This is a genomic window from Streptococcus pasteurianus (assembly GCF_004843545.1).
Taxonomy (GTDB): Bacteria; Bacillota; Bacilli; order Lactobacillales; family Streptococcaceae; genus Streptococcus; species Streptococcus pasteurianus.
Map to the genome: position 1 here is coordinate 1,542,321 of NZ_CP039457.1, position 24,554 is coordinate 1,566,874.

24 protein-coding genes are annotated in these 24,554 nt (G+C 36.2%); 1 reads left to right on the plus strand and 23 read right to left on the minus strand.

Going from position 1 to position 24,554, the window contains the following annotated elements:
* Window positions 1–45 precede the first annotated feature (45 nt).
* Both E8M05_RS08030 and E8M05_RS08035 read right to left on the minus strand, forming a co-directional pair.
* Window positions 46–1,518 (minus strand): glycoside hydrolase family 1 protein, encoded by a 1,473-nt coding sequence (locus tag E8M05_RS08030; RefSeq protein ID WP_003065862.1) that lies wholly within the window; start codon window positions 1,516–1,518, stop codon window positions 46–48.
* Window positions 1,518–3,389, minus strand: coding sequence for a glucose PTS transporter subunit IIA (locus E8M05_RS08035; protein WP_041973197.1), 1,872 nt, complete (start codon window positions 3,387–3,389; stop codon window positions 1,518–1,520). The genes E8M05_RS08030 and E8M05_RS08035 overlap by 1 nt, the downstream gene beginning before the upstream one ends.
* A gap of 166 nt (window positions 3,390–3,555) precedes the next feature.
* Here E8M05_RS08035 and E8M05_RS08040 point away from each other — a divergent pair, with 166 nt between their 5' ends.
* The gene (locus tag E8M05_RS08040; RefSeq protein ID WP_003065866.1) at window positions 3,556–4,305 is read left to right on the plus strand and encodes a MurR/RpiR family transcriptional regulator; all 750 of its coding nucleotides are present in this window, start codon (window positions 3,556–3,558) and stop codon (window positions 4,303–4,305) included.
* A gap of 303 nt (window positions 4,306–4,608) precedes the next feature.
* On the opposite strand, the gene E8M05_RS08045 is transcribed toward E8M05_RS08040, so the two are convergent.
* From E8M05_RS08045 to pyrH, 21 genes are all read right to left on the minus strand, one after another.
* Window positions 4,609–5,463 (minus strand): AraC family transcriptional regulator, encoded by an 855-nt coding sequence (locus tag E8M05_RS08045; protein ID WP_003065868.1) that lies wholly within the window; start codon window positions 5,461–5,463, stop codon window positions 4,609–4,611.
* A 466-nt stretch (window positions 5,464–5,929) separates the two neighbouring features.
* Entirely contained in the window at window positions 5,930–7,105 is a 1,176-nt protein-coding gene (locus E8M05_RS08050; protein WP_003065870.1) for an MFS transporter, read from the minus strand.
* On the minus strand, window positions 7,095–9,356 hold the full coding sequence (locus E8M05_RS08055) for an alpha-galactosidase (protein WP_003065872.1): 2,262 nt from the start codon (window positions 9,354–9,356) through the stop codon (window positions 7,095–7,097). Before E8M05_RS08055 ends, E8M05_RS08050 begins: the two co-directional genes overlap by 11 nt.
* Before the next feature lie 144 nt (window positions 9,357–9,500).
* Window positions 9,501–9,968 (minus strand): SsrA-binding protein SmpB, encoded by a 468-nt coding sequence (gene smpB / locus E8M05_RS08060; RefSeq protein ID WP_003065873.1) that lies wholly within the window; start codon window positions 9,966–9,968, stop codon window positions 9,501–9,503.
* A 46-nt stretch (window positions 9,969–10,014) separates the two neighbouring features.
* Window positions 10,015–12,348 carry a ribonuclease R gene (gene rnr, locus E8M05_RS08065; RefSeq protein WP_003065875.1) on the minus strand — a complete coding sequence of 778 codons (2,334 nt, stop codon included), beginning with the start codon at window positions 12,346–12,348 and terminating at the stop codon, window positions 10,015–10,017.
* Window positions 12,349–12,573: 225 nt separating this feature from the next.
* Entirely contained in the window at window positions 12,574–12,810 is a 237-nt protein-coding gene (secG, locus tag E8M05_RS08070) for a preprotein translocase subunit SecG (protein WP_003065877.1), read from the minus strand.
* A 127-nt stretch (window positions 12,811–12,937) separates the two neighbouring features.
* Complete coding sequence (gene rpmG / locus E8M05_RS08075) at window positions 12,938–13,084, minus strand: 50S ribosomal protein L33 (protein ID WP_013852139.1); 147 nt, start codon at window positions 13,082–13,084, stop codon at window positions 12,938–12,940.
* Window positions 13,081–14,289 carry a multidrug efflux MFS transporter gene (locus tag E8M05_RS08080; protein WP_117566810.1) on the minus strand — a complete coding sequence of 403 codons (1,209 nt, stop codon included), beginning with the start codon at window positions 14,287–14,289 and terminating at the stop codon, window positions 13,081–13,083. Before E8M05_RS08080 ends, rpmG begins: the two co-directional genes overlap by 4 nt.
* Before the next feature lie 117 nt (window positions 14,290–14,406).
* Window positions 14,407–15,000 carry a dephospho-CoA kinase gene (gene coaE, locus E8M05_RS08085; RefSeq protein WP_282184897.1) on the minus strand — a complete coding sequence of 198 codons (594 nt, stop codon included), beginning with the start codon at window positions 14,998–15,000 and terminating at the stop codon, window positions 14,407–14,409.
* On the minus strand, window positions 14,997–15,818 hold the full coding sequence (gene mutM, locus E8M05_RS08090) for a DNA-formamidopyrimidine glycosylase (RefSeq protein WP_041973274.1): 822 nt from the start codon (window positions 15,816–15,818) through the stop codon (window positions 14,997–14,999). Before mutM ends, coaE begins: the two co-directional genes overlap by 4 nt.
* Before the next feature lie 365 nt (window positions 15,819–16,183).
* Window positions 16,184–17,080 carry a GTPase Era gene (gene era, locus E8M05_RS08095; RefSeq protein ID WP_003065885.1) on the minus strand — a complete coding sequence of 299 codons (897 nt, stop codon included), beginning with the start codon at window positions 17,078–17,080 and terminating at the stop codon, window positions 16,184–16,186.
* Window positions 17,081–17,138: 58 nt separating this feature from the next.
* Window positions 17,139–17,546 (minus strand): diacylglycerol kinase family protein, encoded by a 408-nt coding sequence (locus E8M05_RS08100; protein WP_003065887.1) that lies wholly within the window; start codon window positions 17,544–17,546, stop codon window positions 17,139–17,141.
* Window positions 17,527–18,024 carry an rRNA maturation RNase YbeY gene (gene ybeY / locus E8M05_RS08105; protein ID WP_003065889.1) on the minus strand — a complete coding sequence of 166 codons (498 nt, stop codon included), beginning with the start codon at window positions 18,022–18,024 and terminating at the stop codon, window positions 17,527–17,529. The genes E8M05_RS08100 and ybeY overlap by 20 nt, the downstream gene beginning before the upstream one ends.
* A gap of 246 nt (window positions 18,025–18,270) precedes the next feature.
* Window positions 18,271–18,471 carry a hypothetical protein gene (locus tag E8M05_RS08110; RefSeq protein WP_003065890.1) on the minus strand — a complete coding sequence of 67 codons (201 nt, stop codon included), beginning with the start codon at window positions 18,469–18,471 and terminating at the stop codon, window positions 18,271–18,273.
* A gap of 102 nt (window positions 18,472–18,573) precedes the next feature.
* Entirely contained in the window at window positions 18,574–19,644 is a 1,071-nt protein-coding gene (locus E8M05_RS08115) for a PhoH family protein (RefSeq protein ID WP_003065893.1), read from the minus strand.
* An 89-nt stretch (window positions 19,645–19,733) separates the two neighbouring features.
* Complete coding sequence (locus tag E8M05_RS08120) at window positions 19,734–20,903, minus strand: MFS transporter (RefSeq protein ID WP_003065895.1); 1,170 nt, start codon at window positions 20,901–20,903, stop codon at window positions 19,734–19,736.
* Between the two features lie 320 nt (window positions 20,904–21,223).
* Window positions 21,224–21,439 carry a YozE family protein gene (locus tag E8M05_RS08125; RefSeq protein ID WP_003065897.1) on the minus strand — a complete coding sequence of 72 codons (216 nt, stop codon included), beginning with the start codon at window positions 21,437–21,439 and terminating at the stop codon, window positions 21,224–21,226.
* Window positions 21,436–21,945, minus strand: coding sequence for a peptide-methionine (S)-S-oxide reductase MsrA (gene msrA / locus E8M05_RS08130; protein WP_003065898.1), 510 nt, complete (start codon window positions 21,943–21,945; stop codon window positions 21,436–21,438). The genes E8M05_RS08125 and msrA overlap by 4 nt, the downstream gene beginning before the upstream one ends.
* Before the next feature lie 236 nt (window positions 21,946–22,181).
* Window positions 22,182–23,048, minus strand: a complete 867-nt coding sequence (locus tag E8M05_RS08135) for a CvfB family protein (RefSeq protein ID WP_003065900.1) — start codon at window positions 23,046–23,048, stop codon at window positions 22,182–22,184.
* A gap of 57 nt (window positions 23,049–23,105) precedes the next feature.
* Window positions 23,106–23,663 carry a ribosome recycling factor gene (gene frr / locus E8M05_RS08140; RefSeq protein WP_003065902.1) on the minus strand — a complete coding sequence of 186 codons (558 nt, stop codon included), beginning with the start codon at window positions 23,661–23,663 and terminating at the stop codon, window positions 23,106–23,108.
* A gap of 22 nt (window positions 23,664–23,685) precedes the next feature.
* On the minus strand, window positions 23,686–24,423 hold the full coding sequence (gene pyrH / locus E8M05_RS08145) for a UMP kinase (protein WP_003065905.1): 738 nt from the start codon (window positions 24,421–24,423) through the stop codon (window positions 23,686–23,688).
* Window positions 24,424–24,554: the final 131 nt, after the last annotated feature.

Genomic DNA, 24,554 nt, shown 5'->3' on the forward strand with positions numbered 1-24,554 from the left:
AATGACAAAAGGAGATGACACTCATTATTGATTGAATTTTTCTTTCTAAATTTCAGATAACTTAGCACCATTTGAGGCGATAATTTCTTTCATCCAAGCATAGGATTTTTTAGGAGTACGTTTCAAGCTACCATTACCTTTATCGTCCATATCCACGTAAATAAAGCCATAACGTTTTTTCATTTCTCCTGTTGAAAGTGAGACTAAATCAACAGGTCCCCACATGGTGTAACCTAAACATTCTACACCATCAATGATAATAGCATCAGCCATTGCTTGAAGATGATCACGTAAATAATCAATACGATAATCATCCTGAACAATACCATTTTCATCAAGCTCATCAATGGCACCCATACCATTCTCAACAATAAAAATTGGTTTTTGTATGCGATCATAAATCTCATTCATGACGTGACGAAGCCCTAAGGGATCAACAGGCCATCCCCACGGCGTCTCTTTAAGATATGGATTCGTAGAGCCACCAACATTAAACCAGTCATCTCCAGCTTTAGTGGTATTAGAGCGATAATAAGAAAAAGAAATAAAATCAAGTTGACCTTCTCTAAGGATTTCTTCATCACCTTCAGCAAAAACAATTTCTTTCACGCCTCGACGACGCCAGATTTCTTTTACATAACGTGGGTAATAACCTCGCCCCATAATGTCAATAAAATACCAATTTTCACGACGTTCCTGCAAGCGATGAAAAACATCTTCGGGCTTACAAGTTGCTGGATATAGTTCACTCATGGCATACATTGCACCAAATTGGCTATTTGGCATCATTTCATGTCCAAGTTTAACAGCACGCGCACTAGCTACAAACATATGGTGGGCAGCTTGATAACGATCTTGCCCTTCTGATTGTCGTGTCCCACATGGACCAAAGCCTCGCACAGCATTGATTTCATTAAAAGTCAACCAATAACGGCAACGGTTGCCGTAACGTTCAAAGAGAGTTTTGCAATATTTTACATAACAATCAATGACATGACGTGATGACCAACCATCATATTTCAACGCCAAATGCATCGGCAACTCATCATGACAAATCGTAATTAAAGGTTCCATGCCATATTTTGCCATTTCATTAATTACATCATCGTAAAACGCTAACCCCTCTTCGTTAGGCGTTTCTTCCTCACCTGTTGGAAAAATACGTGACCAACAAATTGAAAATCTAAAAACATTAAATCCCATGCCAGCCATCAAAGCAATATCTTCCTTATAATGATGATAAAAATCAACTGCACGATGACTAGGATAATATTCATCTTCTAAAAAGACAGGCTGTGCTTCTTTCGGAACAGGATCGGCATAGAAAAATGAGCTACGCGGATTGATAATGCTACCATCTGGCATTTGCATGGTATGATGACGTGGATTTTCTTGTGAACCATCTGTTTCATAATCATGGGAAAGTAAACCACGTCCTCCTTCGTCAAAGCCCCCCTCATATTGAAAATCTGCTGTGGCTCCTCCCCAGAGAAACCCTTTTGGTAATTCGTATGACATTAGTTTTCCTCCTTATCCAAACGTTGCCCTTGCTTCACATCACCCATTTGAGGTAGTTCAATCGTTTTTCCATTAGCATTGGTAATAATTAACATAGTTGTTGTATCATAACCTTTTTGATTAATCCTGTCTCGATCAATTCTCACAATCGGTTGACCCGCGCGAATACTATCACCAGCTCTTGCCAAAACGTCAAAGCCTTCTCCGTTTAGCTCAACGGTATTAATACCAATATGAACCAATAGTTCAACGCCATCAGGACGTGTTACACCAAACGCATGTCCTGTTGGAAAGACAGTTGTTAATTCACCATTAGCAGGCGCTGTGATAAAATCACTTGTTGGTTTGAAGGCAATACCATCTCCCATTAATTTTTGAGCAAATACTTCATCATTCACCTTTTCTAATGGAACCAACTCACCATTAGCAATAGCAAGGATAGCATCATCTGGTACAACCTGACGAACAGGTTCCGTGACAGTCAACTTAGCATCTTCTTTGCTAGTATCAATTCCAAGTAGATAAGTTACAACCGCTGCAACAACAATAGTCACAATAATCCCAGCAACAGCTGCTAAAACAGTTTTACCGAAGATTGGTAGAGCAAGAATATTTGAATACCCCATTTCATAGGCTTTAGCACCAAGAATACCAGCAACGATACCACCAACAAAACCACCAGCCATAACACCATACATTGGTTTCTTGTACTTCAAGTTAACCCCATAAATTGCAGGTTCTGTGACACCTGCCACGATACAACCAATAGCAATCGATAGAAGCTCACCTCGTTTAGCTTTGTCCTTAGTACGTGCCGTAACACCAATAACAGCACCACCTTCAGCCATATTATGTAAAAGAAAGGCAGGACGAATCATGGCATCGTATCCAGGATTAGTCAGTAACTGTGTCATAAATGGTGCTAATGCGGTATGCATTCCAGCCATAACCATCCAAGGAAGAGCAGCAGCCAAAAGCCCCACAGCAATTGGTCCCACAGTTCCTTCCAAGAACATAAACAAACTTGCGATACCTTGTCCAAACATATTTCCAAGTGGACCTAAGATAATAAAACCTAAACTTCCTGCTACAAAAATAGTCCCCATTCCGACAAAAATTGCCTTAAAAATATTTGGAATAATCTTGTTAAGAAATTTTTCGACATAATAAGCAAGAATAGCAATTAGTAGAGCAGGTAAAAGTGATGTTCCATACGAAAGCAAACTAACACTTATTCCAAATAACGTAATGGGGGCACCTGCTGTTACTAAACCTGTAAAATTCCCATGCAATAATGCTGCTGCCGAAGCCATAGCATAAATTGGTGTAGCACCTAATTTATTAGCCGCACCGTAAGCAACAAAAATTGGCATGAAATAAAATGGGGCATCTGCAATAGCAGATAATAGCAAATAACTTGACGAAATAGCAAAATTACTATCAATAAAGGTCACAATCAATAGTAAGACAACCTTTAACATCCCTCCAGCAATCAAACCAGGGATCATTGGGGTAACTGAACTTGATACAAAGCCAATAATTTTACTGCCTGCATTCTTCCATGTCCACGGTTCTTTAGGGGTTAAATCACCATCCAAATTTTCATCGATACTACCACCTGATGTAATGTTAAAATCATTCATTATCACATCATAAGTTTGCAATAGATGTTGTCCCAAGATGACCATATATTGACCACCAGCATAGACAACTCCAATAACTCCTTCTAAATTTTCTAAAGCTTCTTTATTAGCTTTTGAAGCATCTTTTAGTTGAAACCGCAACCGTGTCATACAATGAGATAAGGTTTGAATATTGTCAACATCACCAACATTTGTGACAATTTTTTGTGCTAACTTCTTATAATCCATAGCTAACCTCCTTTTGTAATTTTTGTCATTTTGTTTTGTAAATTTTAACACAATCATTGTAGTTCTTTTCAAAAACTTTGTCAATGTTTTTTGACATTTTTTATAATTATTTTTGACATTTTTGTCAAAAATAATTAAAATACTTGATTAGAAAGGTATTTTTACTATGAATATTTTACAAAAAATGCAACTCCACGAACCAGAATACTCAAAATCTGAAACAAAAGTTTATCACTTTCTCAAAGAAAACTTTGAGAAAGTAGAAACGTTGACAATTACTAGAATTGCAACAAATTCACATACTTCTACATCTGCCGTCCTACGATTTTGCCAAATTTTGGGCTATAAAGGTTTTAAAGATTTTCGCTACGATGCTATCAATTATATTCATCAAAAGCCAAAAGAAGAAAATGAAGATATTCTTGACCAAATTGCGGATAATTATAACCTTATTCTAAATCAAATGAAACATTTAGAACGTCAAGCAATTGACGAACTTGTTGATTGTATTTTAAAAAGACAGCGTCTGCATATTCTTGGTATTTTTCTATCATCACTCCCTGCAAGGTACTTACATTTTGGTTTACAAGATTTAGGTATCGCTAGTCAATTAGCAAGTGATTTAAACAGCGGAAATCATCTTTCAAATATTATTGACGAAGAAGATACACTTATTATGTTTTCTATTTCAGGGTCGTCAACCAATTTCAATAACACATTAAGTGCTGTTTCAAAAAATATGCCACAGAATTCCTATCTGATTACATTAAATGAGCACGCTGCTGCCGCGAAATACTTTAATCATGTCATTACTCTTCCTGGAAATTCCATTTCAAAACAATCTATTGTAGATACGCAGGCTATCGCTATGATTTTTGTTGAGGTTTTGCTCAATATGGCCCACAAGAAATTATAAAAAGGCTATAATCTAGATTCCATAATTCTGTCTTACTGCAATTCTTTGACTGTAGAAAAAGCTCATATGATTCAACCTACAATGAAAAGTAAATGCATTCGCATCAGAGCAATGATAAGAAATCTGATGAAAACTAACATAGCTACCTAGAATACTACAATAGGATTCTGAGATTTTACTATACCAATATGTAACACTTTCTTTTTGAAATAAAAAAGAGAATGACTTTCATCCTCTCTGGGAGTGCCTACTTCATTCTCATCCACTCCATATAACTAACACCGAAACCAATTCCATGAAAAACTATTCAACTTTAATAATCCCTAAGCCCAATCGATGTTTTCGATATATACCAGGTGAAACACCATTTGCTTTCTTAAAGGCTTTTGAAAAAGATTGCACTGTTGAAAAACCTATCTTATCACTAATTTGCTGAATTGAATATTCAGTCGATGATAATAAATCATTTGCAATTGAAAGTTTAATCTCACTAATATACTCTTTTATTGATATTCCCATATCAAGCTTAAATAAACGAGATAGATAATTTTCATGTAATGATAGCATTGTAGCAATATCTTTTACAGATATTTTTTGATAAGCATTTTCGCGAATTATTTCTATCGCCTGACGTACAAAAGGATTCATCTTTTTGGTAACAATTCCTTCCTTCAAATGACTCGCTGAGCTCAATAAAAGTTCTAAAAATTTATAAACCTGTTTTTGTCTAGATAGCTCGCTAACTAGATTATCTTGATCATAAGATAAAGTTTCAAAAATTAATCCTTTAAATAAACTTAAATTATCTACTTTAAAGGTAAGGTGATCCTTTCCAACACCGATTTCTTTGAGATAATATTCGACAAGATCACCACTTAACCCCAACCATACATACGACCACGGATTATTTTCATCTGCCTGATAGAAAGTCGATATCCCTGGAGGAATCACAAAACCTTGACCTTTCCTCAAATAATATTTCTGATCATTAACTAAATAGTAGCCTTGGCCTTCTAAAACTATATGTATTAAGTACTGCTTTCGAATAGCTGGTCCAAAACTATGTCTCGGTTCTGTTTTTGAATATCCACAGAAATTAAAGTAACAATCTTTCAGATGAGTATTAGGTTCTTTCACTAAGTAAAGAGAATTTTCCATTATCTACCTTCCTATTTTTAGATTTTAACAATTCTCGTTATTTTCTGATTATTCTTAACATAACTATATTGCCTGTATCATAATATAAAACTGAATAAAAAGAGCTGTCCCTAACTTAACAAAACGGAAAGTCATTAACACCTTCCGTTTTGTTATATAAAAATTTAATCGTATTCTACCACAGTCATATTTTAATTGCAAGAAATGGATTAAGGAGCGTTAAATGGATAACTCAAACTCTTAGATTTCTTGATGACCATAGCAATATTCTGAGTAATCGTCCACAATATCAAGTATTATACCAACTCTAAAATAATGAAAATGTCATCTCATAATGATTTTTTTATGCAACATTATTTTGATACTTCTCCTTTTTATTTAAGCCAAATACTTTTTCTAAAATCAATAAATCATCAATACTTTAATTAAACTAAAAAGTTATGAACGATAGTTCAGTATTTGTTAATCAAATTGAATTAATCACTACCCTATCAGTTTTTCTCTTCGTCATAAAAAAGGTCACAAATAAAACAAGCATAAAGATTCCGGCAAACACATAAAATGGGGCTGTTAAGTGTGTACTTCCAGTCAGAAGTTGTGCCAATTCCATAACAATAGGAGCAATAAAGTTACCAATATTACAGCCAATAAAAATCAATGAAGTAGCAAAGTTAATGGTATTCTTTGTAGTTACTTTATCTAAGTTACTAAAAATAAATGGGAAACACCATGATCCTGTTATACTCGATAAGAACAACCCCATCAATAAAAACGTCATGTTACCATTTGACGTGGCAATTAATAGATTTGAAACGATATAAAATATAATTCCTAAATATAGTGTTCCTTTTCCTATCCATTTATTTACTGGTCCGAATATAAATCCTGCTAGTATTCCTAAAATAGGCATTAAAGCCAAATAATTACTAGCATTAAACTCTCCTCCTTTGATTTCAGTAGCAATAGATGCAAATCGTACTGAAATAGCAATGCTATTCATTACCAGTAAAATTGCAAATAAGACTAGAACAAAAACTATCGGATTCATTTTTTCTTTGATATCATTTTTGGAAATGTCATTTTGTTCATTTCTAATCTCGGGAACTTTCATTGCAAATAAGAAAGCTATAGGAAACGCTACTGCATAAACTAAAAAGGAAGCTGTCCAAGTAATATTCACTAGAAGTCCAGCTAAAAAAATAAGAATTGTTTGCCCTAAAGCTTCCATTGAATTTCTAATTCCCAATAGCGTTGCTCTAGTATCACCACTATATAGAGAGCTAATATATGTAACAGCCAATGAATTGTATAACCCCAAACCAGCTCCAAGTATTACTCGACTAATAAGTACTATTTGAAAATTAGCCATAAAAGCTGGTAGGATACCACCTACACCAGCTAACAATAATCCTAAAATTATTGTTTTTTTCATTCCTACTCTCTTTGCAAAATAACTAGATAACAAAATAAATATAATAACTGTCACACTTGGAACAGTACCTAAAAGTTCACTTTGACTTTGCGATATTCCTAAAGACTGTTTCATTTGTGGAATAATGCCATTTATTGCCTGAGAACTTGTTAGCATTAATGAAATACTTAAAATTGCTCCTTTTTGAAGTATACTTTTGTTATTGTTCATCGTCGCTCTCCTCCTGTTTTATAACCCAAACTTTAGAATCAAAGTCAAATGTTTCTGGACGTTGGTTCTGATCATTTATTTGTCCACTAGAAGCATCTGAACAAACTAAACCAGCTTTCATCAATTCTGCACCAGAATATAAACCATTTTGTTCCACTTGATAGAGCCTATTACTATCCAGTCCTTTTAATTTTAAACGTCGATAAGAGGCATTTACCTCATTTAATGTTTTATAATGAGCTACAATAGCAATTTTCTTATCGTGACTGACGACCATCCATGAGGTTTGATTGTCGTTATCAAAAGGAGACAATAATCTATAAAAAGTACCATTATGGATTAAATTTCTATATTTTTTATAAAAGCTAATTTGTTCTTTAACAATACTAAGATCGTCTTCATTCAATTCATTTAAGTCAAGCTCATATCCAAAAGCACCAAAAAATGCTACATTTCCTCTAGTTTTGATAGGTACAATACGGTTTGTTTGATGGTTAGGAACAATCGAAACGTGAGATCCGATAGATGATATAGGATAAAGCATGCTCGTTCCGTACTGAATTTTTAGTCTTTCAATTGCATCTGAATCGTCACTAGCCCAAGCTTGAGGAGCATAATATAGCATTCCAGGATCAAAGCGTCCTCCACCTGAAGAACAAGATTCAAATAATATGTTAGGATATTTTGTTATCAGTTTTTCATATAAACGATATACACCTAGTATATATCTGTGGAACACTTCTCCTTGTTGATTTGCTGACAAATGACTATCAAACACATCAGTTAACGGTCGATTCATATCCCATTTTATATAATCCAATTTAGATTCATCAATAATTTTACACATTTGATCAAAAATATTTTCAACAACTTCATCTAAACCAAAATTTAAAACATATTGATTTCTACCATGATGAGGTTTGCGATTTGGTGTCGAAATAATCCAATTTGGATGTTTACGATATAATTCGCTATCCTTATTCACCATCTCAGGTTCAAACCATAAGCCAAATTTCATACCAAAACTACGAATTTTTTCCGAGAGGCTACTAATCCCTTCAGGTAATCTTTTAGGATTTACATACCAATCCCCTAATCCAGCACAATCATTTTCTCGGTTTCCAAACCAGCCATCATCTAATACAAATAATTCTATACCAACATCAAAAGCTTTTTTAGCAATACTAACTAACTTATCTTCATCAAAATCAAAATATGTTGCTTCCCAATTATTAATTAAAACTGGCCTATCTTTTTCTCGCCACTCACCACGAGCCAAACGTTTTCTAAATAGTTGGTGAAAAGTTTGACTCATACCGTTTAAACCTGTACTTGAATAAACTAGAATTGCTTCTGGTGTTGTAAACGTCTCACCAGAATTAAGTTGCCAATTAAATCCAAATGGATTGATACCAATTTGAAGTCTGGTAACATCCCATGTATCTACTTCTGCTTGAATTAAAAAATTTCCTGAATAAACTAAAGCTGCACCAATAGCTTCTCCTTGATTTTCATCAGTATTTTTCCTTTTTAAAGTAACAAATGGATTATGTTGATGACTTGAGATACCTCGCGTAGACTCAATTGATTGAATCCCTTGTTGTAAAGTACGCGATTTAATGGTTCTCTCACGTCCCCAAGCACCAGAGAGTTGTTGCCATTCATAATCAGCATCTGGTAAATCTAATGATAAACTGCTAATATTTTCAATTATTTGACTCTCTTTTCCTTTATTTATAATTCGTACACTACGAGTAATAACAGGATAATCTCTATATATTGTATATAATAACTCTACTTGAATGCTCGTAATAGCATCTAAAAGGTAAACTTTCAGTGTTTTACTTTCACTATCTCTATCAACGTAAGTCGCTGGTAAACCTTCTAATCTTGGCTTTCCATCTTCTATTTCATGGCCTATATAAACAAAATCTGTTAGACGAGATCCATTTTTCTGTAATATAGAAATAGCTGGATGTCTAAAATCAGTTGTACCATATTCAGGAAATTCTTGTCTTAAGTGTTCTAAAGAGTATAATAAATCATTTTCATTTCGATAAGTACTCATAGGTCTGTGATGCATCTCAATTAAATGACTATAGTCATTATCTGGTAAAGTTTCACCATAATATAAGTGTAGTAATTTACCATCTCCTGATACCCTAAAAATATAACTTATCTCCCCATTAAATAAATGAAATTGTTGGTTTTTGGACTGGTAAATAATATTCATTTCATAATCTGTATGCATAAGTACGCCTCCATTTCTTTATAAAAACATTATAAAAAACGCTTACAAAAAATGTAAGCGTTTTTTATAACTGTTTTTTATCAAAATTAAACATTCAATTAATTTTTATATACTTTAATTTCTTGTCAGTATTGTAAATCCATTTTACCTTGCATTGAAATTTTTCATTTGGCGTTTGATGTCGCGGTCTTGTTCACGACGTTTGATGGTCTCACGTTTGTCATAATCATGCTTCCCTTTTGCCACACCAAGCAAAACTTTAGCGAAGCCATTTTTCAAATAGACTTTAAGTGGTACAAGAGTCATCCCTGTTCCTTTTAGGTCATTTGATAATTTTTCGATTTCGCGTTTTTTTAGCAATAATTTACGGGTGCGCTCAGGGGCTTGATTCCAAATATTTCCTTGTTCAAAAGGTGAAATATGAACATTAATTAGCCAAGCTTCACCATTTTTGATTTGGGCATAGCCATCTTTGAGCTGAATACGTGCAGCGCGAACGCTCTTGATTTCTGTTCCTGTCAGAACAATCCCTGCTTCAATTGTATCAACGATGTTATAGTCATGACGCGCTTTTTTATTTTGTGCAACAACATTTCCATCACCTTTTGGCATATTAGATACCTCTCTTGAAAATTAGTGATTATCTTAATTAGCAGTTTTATTTTTTAGCTTTACGTGATTTTTTCTTAGCAACTTCTTTGTAGAAAGGTTTCTTGCCTGACTTTTTAGAAGTTGAAGTGGAAGATTTACGATTTCGTGGTTTGCTTGATTTTGAACCTTTGTGGTTATCTGTTTTTGGACGACGCTTTTCTTTACCAGAACGGTCTTTGCGTGATTTTTTAACTTTCTCTACCACATCATACTCACTTGGAATGTATTCAAAGTCAATATCGCCAGTTTCTTTATCAGCACGTGTTAATTTGATTTTAATCGGTTGACCAACACGAAAAACTTTTCCTGATTTTTCACCTTGAAGGGTCAATGTACGTTCGTTATAATTGTAAAATTCTGGCAGAGTTGTGATGTGAACAAGTCCTTCGATTGTATTTGGCAATTCGATGAACATCCCAAATTTCACGACACTAGCAACCACACCGTCAAATTCCTGACCAACGTATTCTTCCATGTATTCGGCTTTTTTCATGGCTTCAACGACACGTTCAGCATCAATAGCACGACGTTCAAGGGTTGAAGATGACGTTGCCAATTCTGGAATCACATTTCTAAAGTGTTCGATTTTCTCATCAGTGAGTTGTGTGTATTCGCGAATCATGCGGTGAACAAGCAAATCAGGATAACGACGAATTGGACTTGTGAAGTGAGTATAGTACTCCGCAGCCAAACCATAGTGTCCGTGATTATGTTCAGAATAACGTGCTTGTTGCATTGAACGAAGAAGCATCATGTTTAACACTTCTGCGCCTGGTTTACCTTCTACTTTTGCCATGAAATCTTGCAAAGCTTGTTGAGTGATTTTGTTAGCTGTACCATGGATTTGAACGCCAAAAATGCTAGCATAATCAAGGAATTTTTGTAATTTTTCAGCTTTTGGTTCTTCATGGATACGGTAAATAAATGGCAATTTACGTTTTGCAAAATGCTCTGCAACTGTTTCATTAGCTGCTAACATGAAAGATTCAATCATGCGTTCAGCAATACCACGTTGACGAAGCACAATATCAACTGGCATTCCTTTATCATTAACAATAATCTTGGCTTCGCTCGTATCAAAGTTAAGAGCACCGCGGCGCATGCGCATGGTTTCAAGAATATTGTGAAGAGCAGTCATATGATGAATAGAGTCAACGATTGGTTGATATTGCTCAATCAATTCTTCATCACCAGCAATAATGTCATTGACATTGCTGTAAGTCATACGGAAAGTTGTCTTAATGACTGATTGACAAATTTGGTGATTAACAACGTGACCATTGCAGTCAATTTCCATTAAACATGATTGTGTCAAACGGTCAACATTAGGATTTAACGAACAAATACCATTTGACAAACGTTCAGGCAGCATTGGAACTACACGGTCAGTCACATAAACTGATGTCCCACGAGCAACAGCTTCACGATTAAGCGCAGAGCCTTCTGTGACATAGTATGAAACGTCCGCAATATGAACACCGAGCTCAAAATTACCATTGCTGAGCAATTTAATATGAACAGCATCATCTAGGTCTTTGGCATCTGCACCATCAATGGTAAAGGTGATTTCATTACGTAAATCAACACGCCCAACCATGTCTTTCTCAGACGGCGCATCTGAAACTGCATTAGCTTCAGCCATAACATCTTCTGGAAATTCTGATTTGATGTCCATTGATTCAAGGACTTCAAGCACATCAATACCAACATCACCTTGGTGTCCAACGATGTCACGCACATGACCAACAAAATAATCATAGCCTCGTGTTGGGTATTTATCAATGTCAACCTTGATAATCTCAGTGCCGTCAAGCAGAACAGGCTCTTTCTTGATATAAATCTTTTGTTGAATTTTTTGATTTTTGGATTTAATGTAACCAGCGTATTTTGGTTTTTCGTCATCAAGAATAAATTTCCCAACAACCGTTTTTAAGCTACGCTCAACAATGCCGACAATGCGAACCTCAGCAGCTGTACCTTTCAAGTGATTAGCTGGCTTTTTAACAACCGCTTCAACCGTATCTCCGTCAACCGCATGACCAACGTCATTACGTCCGACAAACATGTCATCTTCATTTTCGTCAACCGCTAAAAAACCAAAACCAGCTTTGTTAGCACGAAAAACACCCGTAACGGTGATTTCTTTTTTCTTCTCTATTTTTTTACGAAGAGCAAGGTTCCCATAGTCATCAAAACGCAGTTTTCCTTGGCTTTCCAATTTTGAAATCTCTTTGATAAGCTTTGGAAATTTTTCAGCGCCAGCCATGTCTAGCCCAGCAGCCAATTCATTAATATTGACTTTTCCATGCTCCCCTAAATAAGCAATAATTTTTTCGTTCATAATTTGTGATTGTAAGTATTCCTAGTAAAAATCAGACATAAAATGCCTAGCTAGGCTTAACTCAATAATTTTCCTCTCGTATTCTACTTCATTCTAATAGGTCGTAAACAAGACTTTTACGACTTCATAATAAAAAATGAGCTGAGTGACCAGCCCATGAATTTTCGTACAAAATTCAAGATGCGCAGCCAACGTAAGCCACTATTTAGCCTCGTTAGTTGCTATCTATTTACTTGATAAAATCGCTAGCGCCAAAGCAATTGCTAGCCAAAAGAAAACTAGAACTGCTGTAAAACGTTGCATAAACGCTTCGAAGCCACGCGCTTTAGTACGTTCAAACAAAGCTTCTGAACCGCTGTTATCAAATACATTGCCACTTGGATTTTTTTGTGGTTGCAAGAAAATAGCAATTACAATAATAACAGATAATACCAGCAAAGTTGTCAGTAGTATATTGTACATCTTTTTCACTAAGAACGCGTCAGAAAGTTATTTTCAAATCAATTGAGTTGGTCATGATTTGGCACTTTCAGTCTGAGTTCTATTCCTTTCCTACACTATGGTCTTGATTATTCTAACATAAAAATCCCTAAGATTCAATATGTAAGGTCACTTTTCGCTCTTTCGGACAATATTTTAAACCTTGAATACGCTCTGGATGAGTTGTTTTATTTTTACTTGTCAAATAATTCTTACTGCCACAACTGCTACATTCTAAATTAATCTTTACTCTCACACAATTTCCTTAACTTTCAAGTATTTTCTAAAATTGATAAGGCTCCAAACAAAGTTTATAAAGACGATAAGACTAGTCACATAGAAAACCGAACGGTATCCCAAATCAGTTGCGATTGCTGACCCAATAAAAGGTCCAATAACTTGTCCTATATTCATAAACATTTGATTATAACTAAAAATACGTGAAATTCCCTCGCGTGGTGTGATTTTAGTCAACAATGAATTAATACTCGGCATCAATGCACCCGTACCAAAACCGTACAAAAAGCGGACAATGCCTAATTGTAATGAATTTTGAGCAAGGGCGCAAAGCACATACATACTAAAGCTATAAAACAGAGCAATCAAAAGTAATCTATGATTACCTATTCTATCACCAATTTTCCCAAGAGTCGAGCTTGAGAGCATGCTTGAAAATCCTAGTGCAGACACAATCAAACCCGAGACAAACATCAAGTTCTCCGTTTGACCCAGATGACGAATATACAAGGTCAAAATTGGAGCAATAGATTGTGCTGATACTTGGATAATCATACTAGTCACAAAAAGACCAATTAAAATTTGCTTATCCTTAATTGATGAAAATAGGTCACGTGTTGATAGAACTTCTGCCTTAGTAACTGGTTGGAAATCCTCTTTAACAAGAAAAATAGTCATCAGATTACAAATCAATAAAATAAAACCGACCAAAAGAAAAACTTGACGAATACCCAAGATTTCAGCAAGAACACCACCCAATAACGGTCCTACCAAACTACCACCGATAACACCAGTTGCTAGTGTTCCAAGTGCATAACCTGAACGATTTTTGGGAGCTTGACTGGCAATCAAGGCTGTTGAATTAGGGACATAACCAGAAAACAAACCGTTCAAGATACGCAAGACTAATAACCAAAAAACGTTAGGAACAAAAGCTACCCCCCCCATGGTAAAAGTCATCACCAAACTTGCTCTTACCATCATTGGTTTACGACCATAACGGTCTGCCAAACGTCCCCATACGGGAGCAATAAGAGCCGAAGTCAAAGCTGATAGTGACACCGCTAAACCAGCATACCATTCTACCTTATTTTGAGGTGCTCCAAGTTGTTCAACATATAAAGCCATAAAAGGCATAACAAGCGAAAAGCTTGCCCCGGTAAAAAAGTTACCAAGCCAAGCTACCCGCAAATTCTGTTTCCAATTAATTTCGCTGTTAATCATTGTTCACCCTCTTTTCTAAAAAACGTCAATTGATATTATAGCACAATATTAGTCAAATGAGAAAGACAGTTGCCTATACAAGTATTATGTTTTAATCACTAAAAATACAGCTAAAAATCAGTCCGATAATGTTTTTAACAATTGATCAACCTGCCCTTTTAGCGTTTGTAGATTACCACGATTATCTAGTAATTTATCAGCGTAAGCTTTTTTAGCTTCTGTTGACATTTGACTTGCAATACGTTGTTGTGCTTCAGAACGTGTGTAATGATTTCGCATCACTAAACGATCTAACTGCGTCTTTTCATCAACATAAACTAACCAGACCTCATCAAACCAATCCATATAATCAAGCTCAATCAACAGCGGAATATCCATGAAAAAGACTTCCTCTGTCTGGGCTAATTGATTGCGACGATTAGCTAATTCTTGGCGAATAATCTCATTTTGCAACCTTGACGATTTTGCCATCATCTCTTTATTTCCAAAAATAGCGTGTCCTAATTTTTGACGGTCAAGCTCTCCATTTTCTTGCAGAATGTCATGTCCAAGCCATTCAACTAAAGTTTGATACAACTTGCCACCTTTTTTTTGCAATTCATGCACAACTTGATCTGCATCAATAACCTGATAGCCCTGCTTTCGAATTTCAGCCACAACTGTTGATTTTCCTGAAGCAATTCCCCCAGTGATTCCAATAATTTTTGTCATCGTTTTTGACATGCAGGACAAAGATGTGTCCCACGACCTCCTACTTTGATTTTTTCAATCGGCGTTGCACAACGTGGACAAGGTTCGCCCGTCTTACCGTAAACTTGCAAAAACTGCTGCATATTGCCATCCTCACCAAAGGCATTATGATACGTTCTGATTGTCGTTCCACCTTTTACAATCCCTAGCTGCAAAATCTGAATAATCTCGTCATGCAACAAAGCTATTTCCGAATCTGTTAAACTCGAACTAACACGTTCTGGGTGAATTTTCGCTGCCCAAAGCGCCTCATCAACGTAAATATTTCCAAGCCCCACAACTAAAGTTTGGTCTAGAAGATAAGGCTTGATAATCTTCTTGGAAGCCTTCAATTTTCTAGTGAACTCTGATAAGTCAAATGTTTCCTTTGTCGGTTCAGGACCGAGCTTTTTCTTTTGAAAATAAGCTTCTATCTGATTTAGATACAACAATTCCATTGTCCCAAACTTACGAACATCTTGATAAACCAACGTTGACCCATCATCAAGTTGAAAAAGAACATGAAAATGTTTGTTATCAGGCACCTGTTCTGGAAAAAGCAAATACTTACCTTCCATTCGCAAATGAGAAATAATCACCTGCTTATTCAACATTAATAGTAAATATTTTCCACGCCTTCCAATATTCTGAAACGTTTGCCCCAAAATCCCAGTCTCAAACGCCACCAAATCTGTCTTGACAATCTTAGGCACACGAACATCAACAGCTACAATTTTTCGACCAACAATCAGACTCTCCAAACCACGTCTAACCGTCTCAACCTCAGGTAATTCAGGCATAACAATACGATACCAAGCCGTTAAGCGACTCAAAGAAAAATAGGAATCTTGACGAAGGTGATAAGACACCTAGGAAAGATTATCTTTTTTCAAAGAGTCGTAGGCGGGTTCTAGTCAACCAACCGCTTGGCACTCCTTTCTAAACAAAATTTAACAAATAAGGATGAGGCGGAAAATCCTAATTTTCCAGTCGCATCATCTTTTTCACTAGCTTTTCCGCTCGGGTTCAATTGAGAACCTCTATCCTTTCTAAAATTTATTTAATTCTTGAGTTAACATTTCTACGCTTATTATAAAACAGAGTGCTGCTTTTAAACAAGCACTCTGTTTTAGTGTTATTTTTGACAAAACTACCTAAGCTACGCTTAATATTCTTTCTCGTTGTAACCAAAGTCAGCAAGGTCAAGTTTTTTATCACGCCAATTTTTCTTAACTTTAACCCATGTTTCAAGGTAAACCTTGTCACCAAGCATGATTTCAATGTCACGACGTGCCATTTTACCGATCTTCTTGAGCATTGCCCCTTGCTTACCGATAATAATCCCTTTTTGGCTATCACGTTCAACCATAATTGTCGCACGGATATGCACTTTATCCGTTTCAGGGTCACGTTTCATAGACTCAACGATAACTGCAACAGAATGTGGCACTTCTTGTTCAGTCAATTTCAAGATTTTTTCACGAATCATTTCTGACACCAAGAAACGTTCTGGGTGGTCAGTAATTTGGTCCTCAGGGAAATATTGAAACCCTTCCTCCAAATTATCTTTCAAAATGTTCATCAATGTTTCAACATTGTTCCCTTGAAGAGCTGAAATTGGCACAATTTCTTTGAAATCCATTTGACTACGGAAATCATCAATTTGTTCCAAAAGTTGGTCTGGGTGCACTTTGTCAATCTTATTAATGACTAAGATAACAGGAATTTTAGCAGCCTTCAAACGCTCGATAATCATATCATCCCCCTTACCACGCTTTTCATCAGCAGGCACCATAAAAAGGACTGTTTCAACTTCTCGAAGAGTGCTGTAAGCAGATTCTACCATGAAATCACCAAGTGCATTTTTAGGTTTATGAATCCCAGGTGTGTCAATAAAGACAATCTGTTCCGTATCCGTCGTGTAAATTCCCATAATTTTATTACGAGTAGTTTGAGCTTTATCACTCATGATAGCAATTTTTTGCCCCATAACATGATTTAAAAATGTTGATTTTCCAACATTTGGGCGACCTAAAATCGCTACAAAACCTGATTTAAACATAATATATAAAGGACGTTAAACGCCCTGCTCCTTTCAATTCTCTCTAACTAAGTTTTGGCTATTCAGCAAAAATCAAGGCAATAATTTTCGGTACAAAAATAATCAATCCTGTTAAAACAGCATAGCCTGAAATTATTAAAACCGCACCCGCTGCCATATCCTTAGCATTTTTAGCTAACATTGAAAAATGGTAATTGCTAGCAAGATCGACCACATTTTCAATCGCCGAATTAATGATTTCAAACGTGATGACTAAAAAAATTGCCAGTAGCAAAAAGAGCCACTCAGTCACCGAAATTCGAAAAACAGTGCCAGCTATGATCGCCAAAATAGCTGAAATCATATGCTTGCGCATGTTTCTTTCTTCTTTGAAAGCTGTGATAATACCTGTAATGGCAAATTCCATACTCGCTACTAACGTACGATTTTTCCACTTTTTAGGTGAATTATTGTCTCTTGAGTCCATAGGCAGTTAAAATCTCTTCCTGTAAAGTAAACATTTCTTTTTCTTCTTCAGGGGTGTAATGATCATAACCATTGATATGTAAAAAACCATGTACTGCAAGGAAGCCCATTTCACGTTCAAATGAATGTCCATATTCTTCTGCTTGTTCACGCGCTTTATCAACCGAAATGAATAATTCACCGATGTATGCGTCAAATTCATCTAGCATTTCAGCCAGTTCAGGATTTTCTTCTAAGTCTTCTTCTGAAAATGACAGACTTGATTCTGGTTTGTATTCTAAGCTGATAACATCTGTTGGACGGTCTGTGTCACGGTATTCCAAGTTCAACTCATGACTACGTTCATTTGTCACAAAAGTCACGGCCATTTCTTTATTGTCTTTACCTGTCTTTTCAGCTGCAAATTGTAATAAATCAAGGGTTTGTTTTTTAATTGCTTCTGAAACTTGACCAGTTTCATCTATCATTTCAACGTACATATAAATCTTCTTTCAAACTAATTATATCAAGGCTATTATACCATAATAAAATAAAGCCCGCTACTGTACGCTTTACAACACTCATCCCCACTATCTCAAGAATTTAGCAGGTCAACTTTCATCGTTTTTCACTTTTTAACTGATAGCAAGATTGATCTTCTTGTGAAAAAGAAGTAGCTCAGGGTAAAGCTACTTCTTCAAGGAGAAGTGTTAAGGATTAGTTCTAATCATAAGTCTATCATCATTTCAAACCTCTTTGTTATAAACGTTAAACTGGCGTCCTGAAACTTGGTCTGTGTAAGTACCATCTGCCAAGTTTGTTTCAGAATCCAAATACTTGTCGCCGCTGACAAGGGTGACAAGAACAGCTCCCTTGCTTCCACGTTCAATCATAGCAACTTGTTCGTCTCCGTTAGGGTTATGGATGTATTCTAATTCACCAACCATAGCGTTGTGGAATTTATTGACAACTGCTACTGTTGCAGCTTTGTAAAGGTCATTACCTGCATCACCAATTTATGATTGACCTGTAACTGTCCCACTTTCTTTCTAATCATTATTTGCTTCTTTATCACTAGCTGGTTGACCAATTGTTTCATAGCTTGCAAAACCTGACTCAGCCACAGATTCTTCTGACACTTTTAGAGAATAGCTGCGCTGTTTTGGTGCAGCTTTTTCATAAGCATTGATGATTTCAGCAACAACTGGATGACGAACAACGTCATTAGCTGAAAAATGGACAAAATCAATCTGTTTAATGTGTTGTAATTTTTCAGTCGCATCAATCAGACCAGACTTAACTTTTTTAGGCAAGTCAATCTGGCTAGTGTCACCGTTAACAATCATTTTCGAATTGAAACCAAGGCGTGTCAAGAACATCTTCATTTGCATAATTGTCGTATTTTGTGCTTCATCAAGAATCACAAAAGCATCATCAAGTGTTCGTCCACGCATATAAGCCAGCGGAGCAATTTCAATAATATCACGTTCCATTAAACGTGTTGTTTGCTCTTTTCCTAAAATTTGGTAAAGGGCATCATAAACTGGACGAAGATAAGGGTCAACTTTTTCTTTCAAATCCCCTGGTAAAAAGCCAAGACTTTCACCAGCTTCAACAGCTGGACGCGTTAAAATAATACGTTTGACTTGTCCACGTTTGAGAGCTGTCACCGCTAAAGTTACTGCCAAGAAAGTTTTCCCAGTTCCTGCTGGTCCAATCCCAAAAACCACATCATGTGATTTGACGCTATCCACGTAAACTTTTTGTCCCAAAGTTTTAACACGGATAGGCTTTCCAGAATTATCTTTAATGATCTCTTCTTCGTAAAGTGCAACAAATTTATCAATTGAACCATTCTGTGCCATGGAAAGAGCTGTCACAACGTCTGATGTATTAACCAGCATCCCACGCGAAACCAAAACCAAAAGCGCTTGGATAGTCACACGCGCAAGCTCGACACTTTTCTCATCGTCTCCCAAAATCTGCACACGCTCAGTTCGTGCATGGATAATAACGCCAAGATTATCTTCAATCAGCTTCAAATGACGTTCATTTGACCCAAACAACGCCAATACATCATCAGGATGATTTAATGTTATCTCAACAGAATACTCTTGCAAATAGAGTCCCTCTTTCTTTTGTATTTGATAAGCCTATTATAGCTTATTTAACATAAAAAATCACGACTTGCGTGATTTCTTAACTATCTTTATTTCAAATCATTGCGCTTCAAAATGAAAAGCGGAGCTAAAAGCATTAATACAATACCTAAAAGTAGAAATGTTAGTGAAAAACCCAACCAGTCAATCAAAAAGCCAGTCATCGGAAAAATGACTATCATAAACAGACTGAAAAACATGGCAGTAACACTAAGCATTGTGGCTCTCACATCGCTTGGAATCATCACTTGAAGATCATTATTAAAGATTGGTAAAAAGAAAGCATAAAGCCCATCTGCCATCAAATAAATAATCATATAAATCAGAGGTAATTTCGTGATTGCTAAAACGTAAAGCATTCCCGTCACCCCAACTAAGATAGGAAGAAGAGCGACTGCTTTAAACCGTTTACCAATCTTACTTGCCAACCAAACAGCCCCAATATTGATAACACTAGAGATAAGCATCAGCAAACTAATCTGCCATGACGGGAAAATATCTAATTCATTTTGATAGTAAAAATAAAACATACACATCATGACACAAAAAACTTGACTAGTGATGAGCCAATAAAATAAGTGTCGATTCACTTTAAATTCCTGAACAACCGTTTTTAAAATACACGATAAACTTGCAGGCTCTTCTCGTTCTTTCTTAAACGCTGGCTCTTTCATCATAGTAATCAAAATAATGACTATCAAAGAGAAGAAAATTTGGATAACATACGTCATATCCAATAAACCATGAACAAAAAAACCTGCAACAACAGCGCCTAACGTTCTTGTTGCTTCAGCAACAGCAGACACAAAACTTGAAAATTTGAGAAACTTGTCCTCTAACCCTGCTTCTTTAGCCGATTCAAATAACATGGCAGTGCTTGTGCCAGAATCAAAATTGTATGCCCATGCGTTCAGTACCATTCCAAATGCATAAATCCAAAAATGACCTTGCCCAAATAGCATAAATAGACACGACAATATTGACATCAAACGTCCCAAATAAAGATTTGTACGGTAAGTAAAACGGTCAGCTAGGACACCTGAAGGCACTTCAGACAAGAGACTGGTCAGATGAAAAAGACTTTCTAAAATCCCAATTTGACCAAAACTCATGCCATGTTGACTAAGAAAGAGAAGCCAGAAGCTTGTGATTCCGAAAAAACCGAAAAATTCACTTGCTCCAACTAAAGCAATATTATGACGATACGATTTTTTAAACATAGTAAATTTCCTTAAAATATGTCAGACTCTCCATAGAGTCATAGATTATTAACAAAATAAGATTTTAAAATTTGATTTCTTTTAGACAGACCTATAAGTCAGTTAAAAGCCTATCAAATGCCAGTTATTGAGTTAAATCATTTGATCTACGTGCATATAGCCCACTCTCCCTTGAAATTTCTATGTTTTTGTATCGTAATTGCCATCCATTATAGCACAAAAAGTTTGAAAATAAAGCCGATTCACGCAAATTCACAGAGAATAAATTTCTTATGATATTGTACCAGCTTTGTTACACAAAAAAAGAGGTGATTCACCTCTTAATGCGCTAAGTATTCTTCCCAAATTTTGTCGAATTCGCTAAGATTAAAGGCAAAATCTGCTTCATCTTCCAAATAACGACTAATGGTTTCAAAATTGTCAGTATGTTTCGGAAAAGTTGTATCATCAAAAACTAAATCCGCTAAAATGGCTACTGGCTCATGACTTTTAGGATTACGTTGCGTCATTAACCAAGTATAAAATGATTTTCTCATTGCCAATTCTCCTTTAAAAATTGATGTCTAATGGTACTACTTTCGGCATAGTGCTCAGGATTTTTCTTGTAAAAACCTTGATGGTAATCTTCTGCCAAATAAAATGGTTGAACTGGCTCAATTGCTGTTACGATTGGCTCTTTAAAACGACCTGAAGCTTGCAAAGCTACCTTTGACTGCTCTGCTATTTGACGCTGACGCTCATCGCTATAAAAAATAACAGGGCGGTAATTATCACCACGGTCTTCAAACTGACCGAAAGCATCCGTTGGGTCCGTCTGTGCCCAATAAATCTCAACTAAATCCGCATAAGAAATCTTTTCCTCATCAAAAATGATTTCTACCGCTTCTGTATGACCAGTCTCATGCGCCTTAACCTGCTCATAAGTGGGATTTGCAACATGTCCCCCAGTATAACCCGAACGAACAGATAGAATCCCCTCTTGCTCTTCAAAAGGTTGTACCATGCACCAAAAACAACCACCCGCAAAAATCGCACGTTCCATTCTATGACCTCCAAATTATGGTGAATATATTATAGCAAAAAAATGTCCAGTGGACATTTTTTTCACGAGCCTGAAAATTGAAAAGCGAGTCGGTCCACTGAACATTTTTTCTCGAGTCCGAAAACTAAATAGCAAGTTTATTTAATTCCAAACCTTAAGCTTTTTTGGGCAAGCTTTTTTTATTGCTCAAAAATACTATTCATCACTTTCTAAAACATCAGGATTCTTTTTCAAAGCTATTTTTCTTCGTCAATTAATTCTGTTCCGAATTGGTCTTGTTTGACTTTTCGTGCTTTCATCAAGCCGCCAAGCGCTTTTTTAAACTGACCTTTTGAGATGCCAAACGTTGCTTTAATATCAGCTGGCGATGATTTGTCATTCAAGGTCATAAAACCACCATTTGATTGTAAATACGTCAAAATCATTTGAGAATCATTTTCCAACATTTCAAACGAACGTGGTTTCAATGACAAATTAAGCGTACGGTCAACTTCGCGAAAACCAATGACACGTGCTGTTACTTCTTCACCAAGACGTGGTTCAGCATAACGTTCACTTGGATGAATAAAGCCAAGCATGTTATTATCTGGGAGATAAACAAATGTTCCAGATAGTTTCAAACGATAGACAATGGCGCGCAATTTTTCATTTTGCATATTATTGTAAGCAGGTCCAGCCATTTTTTGGAAAACTTCTGGCTGCGCTGGAATTGCCCAGATACGGTCTTTTTTATCCACATCCAGATGAACATAGAGTTTATCACCTTTTTTAGGCCACAATTCCTTCATATCTGGCAACACATCAAGTGAAACAACAAACTGCTTATCCGCAAGTCCAGTGTCCAAAAAGACACCCAAATCACGACGTACTTCTGTCACGACACCCCAACCATAAGTCGTACGTGTTGTGGCAACGTCAGCTGTTGTCAAACGAGCTTTTTGGTGCACATCAGTATAAGCAAACCCTTTGACCATATCGCCAATCTTATGCTCACCTTCTGCCTTATCTAGCATAAAAGTCACGCCATCTTTTTGCACAAAATACGCTTTCGCATTCTCATCAATCACAAGACCTGTGATAATAGTGGCAAGTAAATTATTCATGTATTCTTTCCTTTATAAAAGGAGGTGGAAAGTCCACCCCCATACCTTCTTTTTTGATTAGACTTCAAGCAATTCTTTTTCTTTGTTAGCTGTCATAGCATCGATGTGTTTAACAGCTTCGTCAGTTGCTTTTTGAATATCTTTTTCAAGAACTTTCAATTCGTCTTCAGTGATTTCTTTAGCTTTTTCTTGTTTTTTAGCTTCGTCCATAGCATCACGACGGATATTACGGATAGCAACTTTAGCATTTTCACCAACTTTTTTCACTTCTTTAGCAAGTTCTTTACGAGTTTCTTCAGTAAGCGCAGGAATAACCAAACGAATCACTGAACCATCATTCGCGGGGTTAATACCGAGGTCTGAAGCATTGATAGCATGTTCAATATCTTTCAAAGATGATTTATCAAATGGTGAAATCAAAAGAACACGTGCTTCTGGAACGGTGATAGAAGCCAATTGATTAAGTGGTGTCATGGCACCGTAGTATTCTACTTGGATACGGTCCAAAAGAGATGCGTTAGCACGACCAGCACGGATAGCTGCAAATTCGCGTGCCAATGAACTGTGTGATTGTTCAAAGCGTTCTTTAGCTTTTTCGATAATAGCATTAGCCATAGATTTTATTAATCCTCATTTCTTATTTTTTGTGGTGTTCAGCTTTATTTGAAACAGTTGTACCAATGGATTCCCCAAAGACAACACGTTTAATATTACCAGCTTCATTCATGTTAAAGACAACAAGGTCAATATCATTGTCCATTGAAAGAGTAGAAGCTGTTGCATCCATAATTTTAAGTCCACGTTGAATGACTTCGCCATGTGTCAATTCATCGAATTTCACGGCATTAGCATCTTTCTTAGGATCGGCATTATAGACACCATCAACACCATTTTTCGCCATTAAAATAGCTTCTGCTTCAATTTCAGCAGCACGAAGGGCAGCTGTTGTATCTGTTGAAAAGTATGGTGAACCAATACCAGCACCAAAAATAACAATGCGACCTTTTTCAAGATGACGAAGTGCACGACCACGAATATAAGGTTCTGCTACATTTTGCATTGGAATAGCTGTTTGAACACGAGTATCAACTCCATATTGTTGCAAACTATCAGCCATTACAAGGGCATTCATCACTGTACCTAACATACCAGTGTAATCGGCTTGTACGCGATCCATACCAGCTGCAGCAGCTGGTTCTCCACGCCAAAGATTTCCCCCACCAATAACCAAAGCAATTTCAACACCTGAACTATGTACTTCAGCAATTTCTTTTGCGATAGTTTGAACGGTTGTAAGATCGATTCCCACACCTTTTTCACCAGCTAACGCTTCACCAGATAATTTAATTAAAATACGTTTATACTTAGGTTCCACTACAAGTTACTCCTTCTTTTATCTTTACTATTTTATCATAATTTACCTGTTTTACCTAGCAAAATTCTCTGAATTTTGAAAGATTCAAGGTTTCAAAATCACGATGTCACAATGACAAAACACTCCCTTTT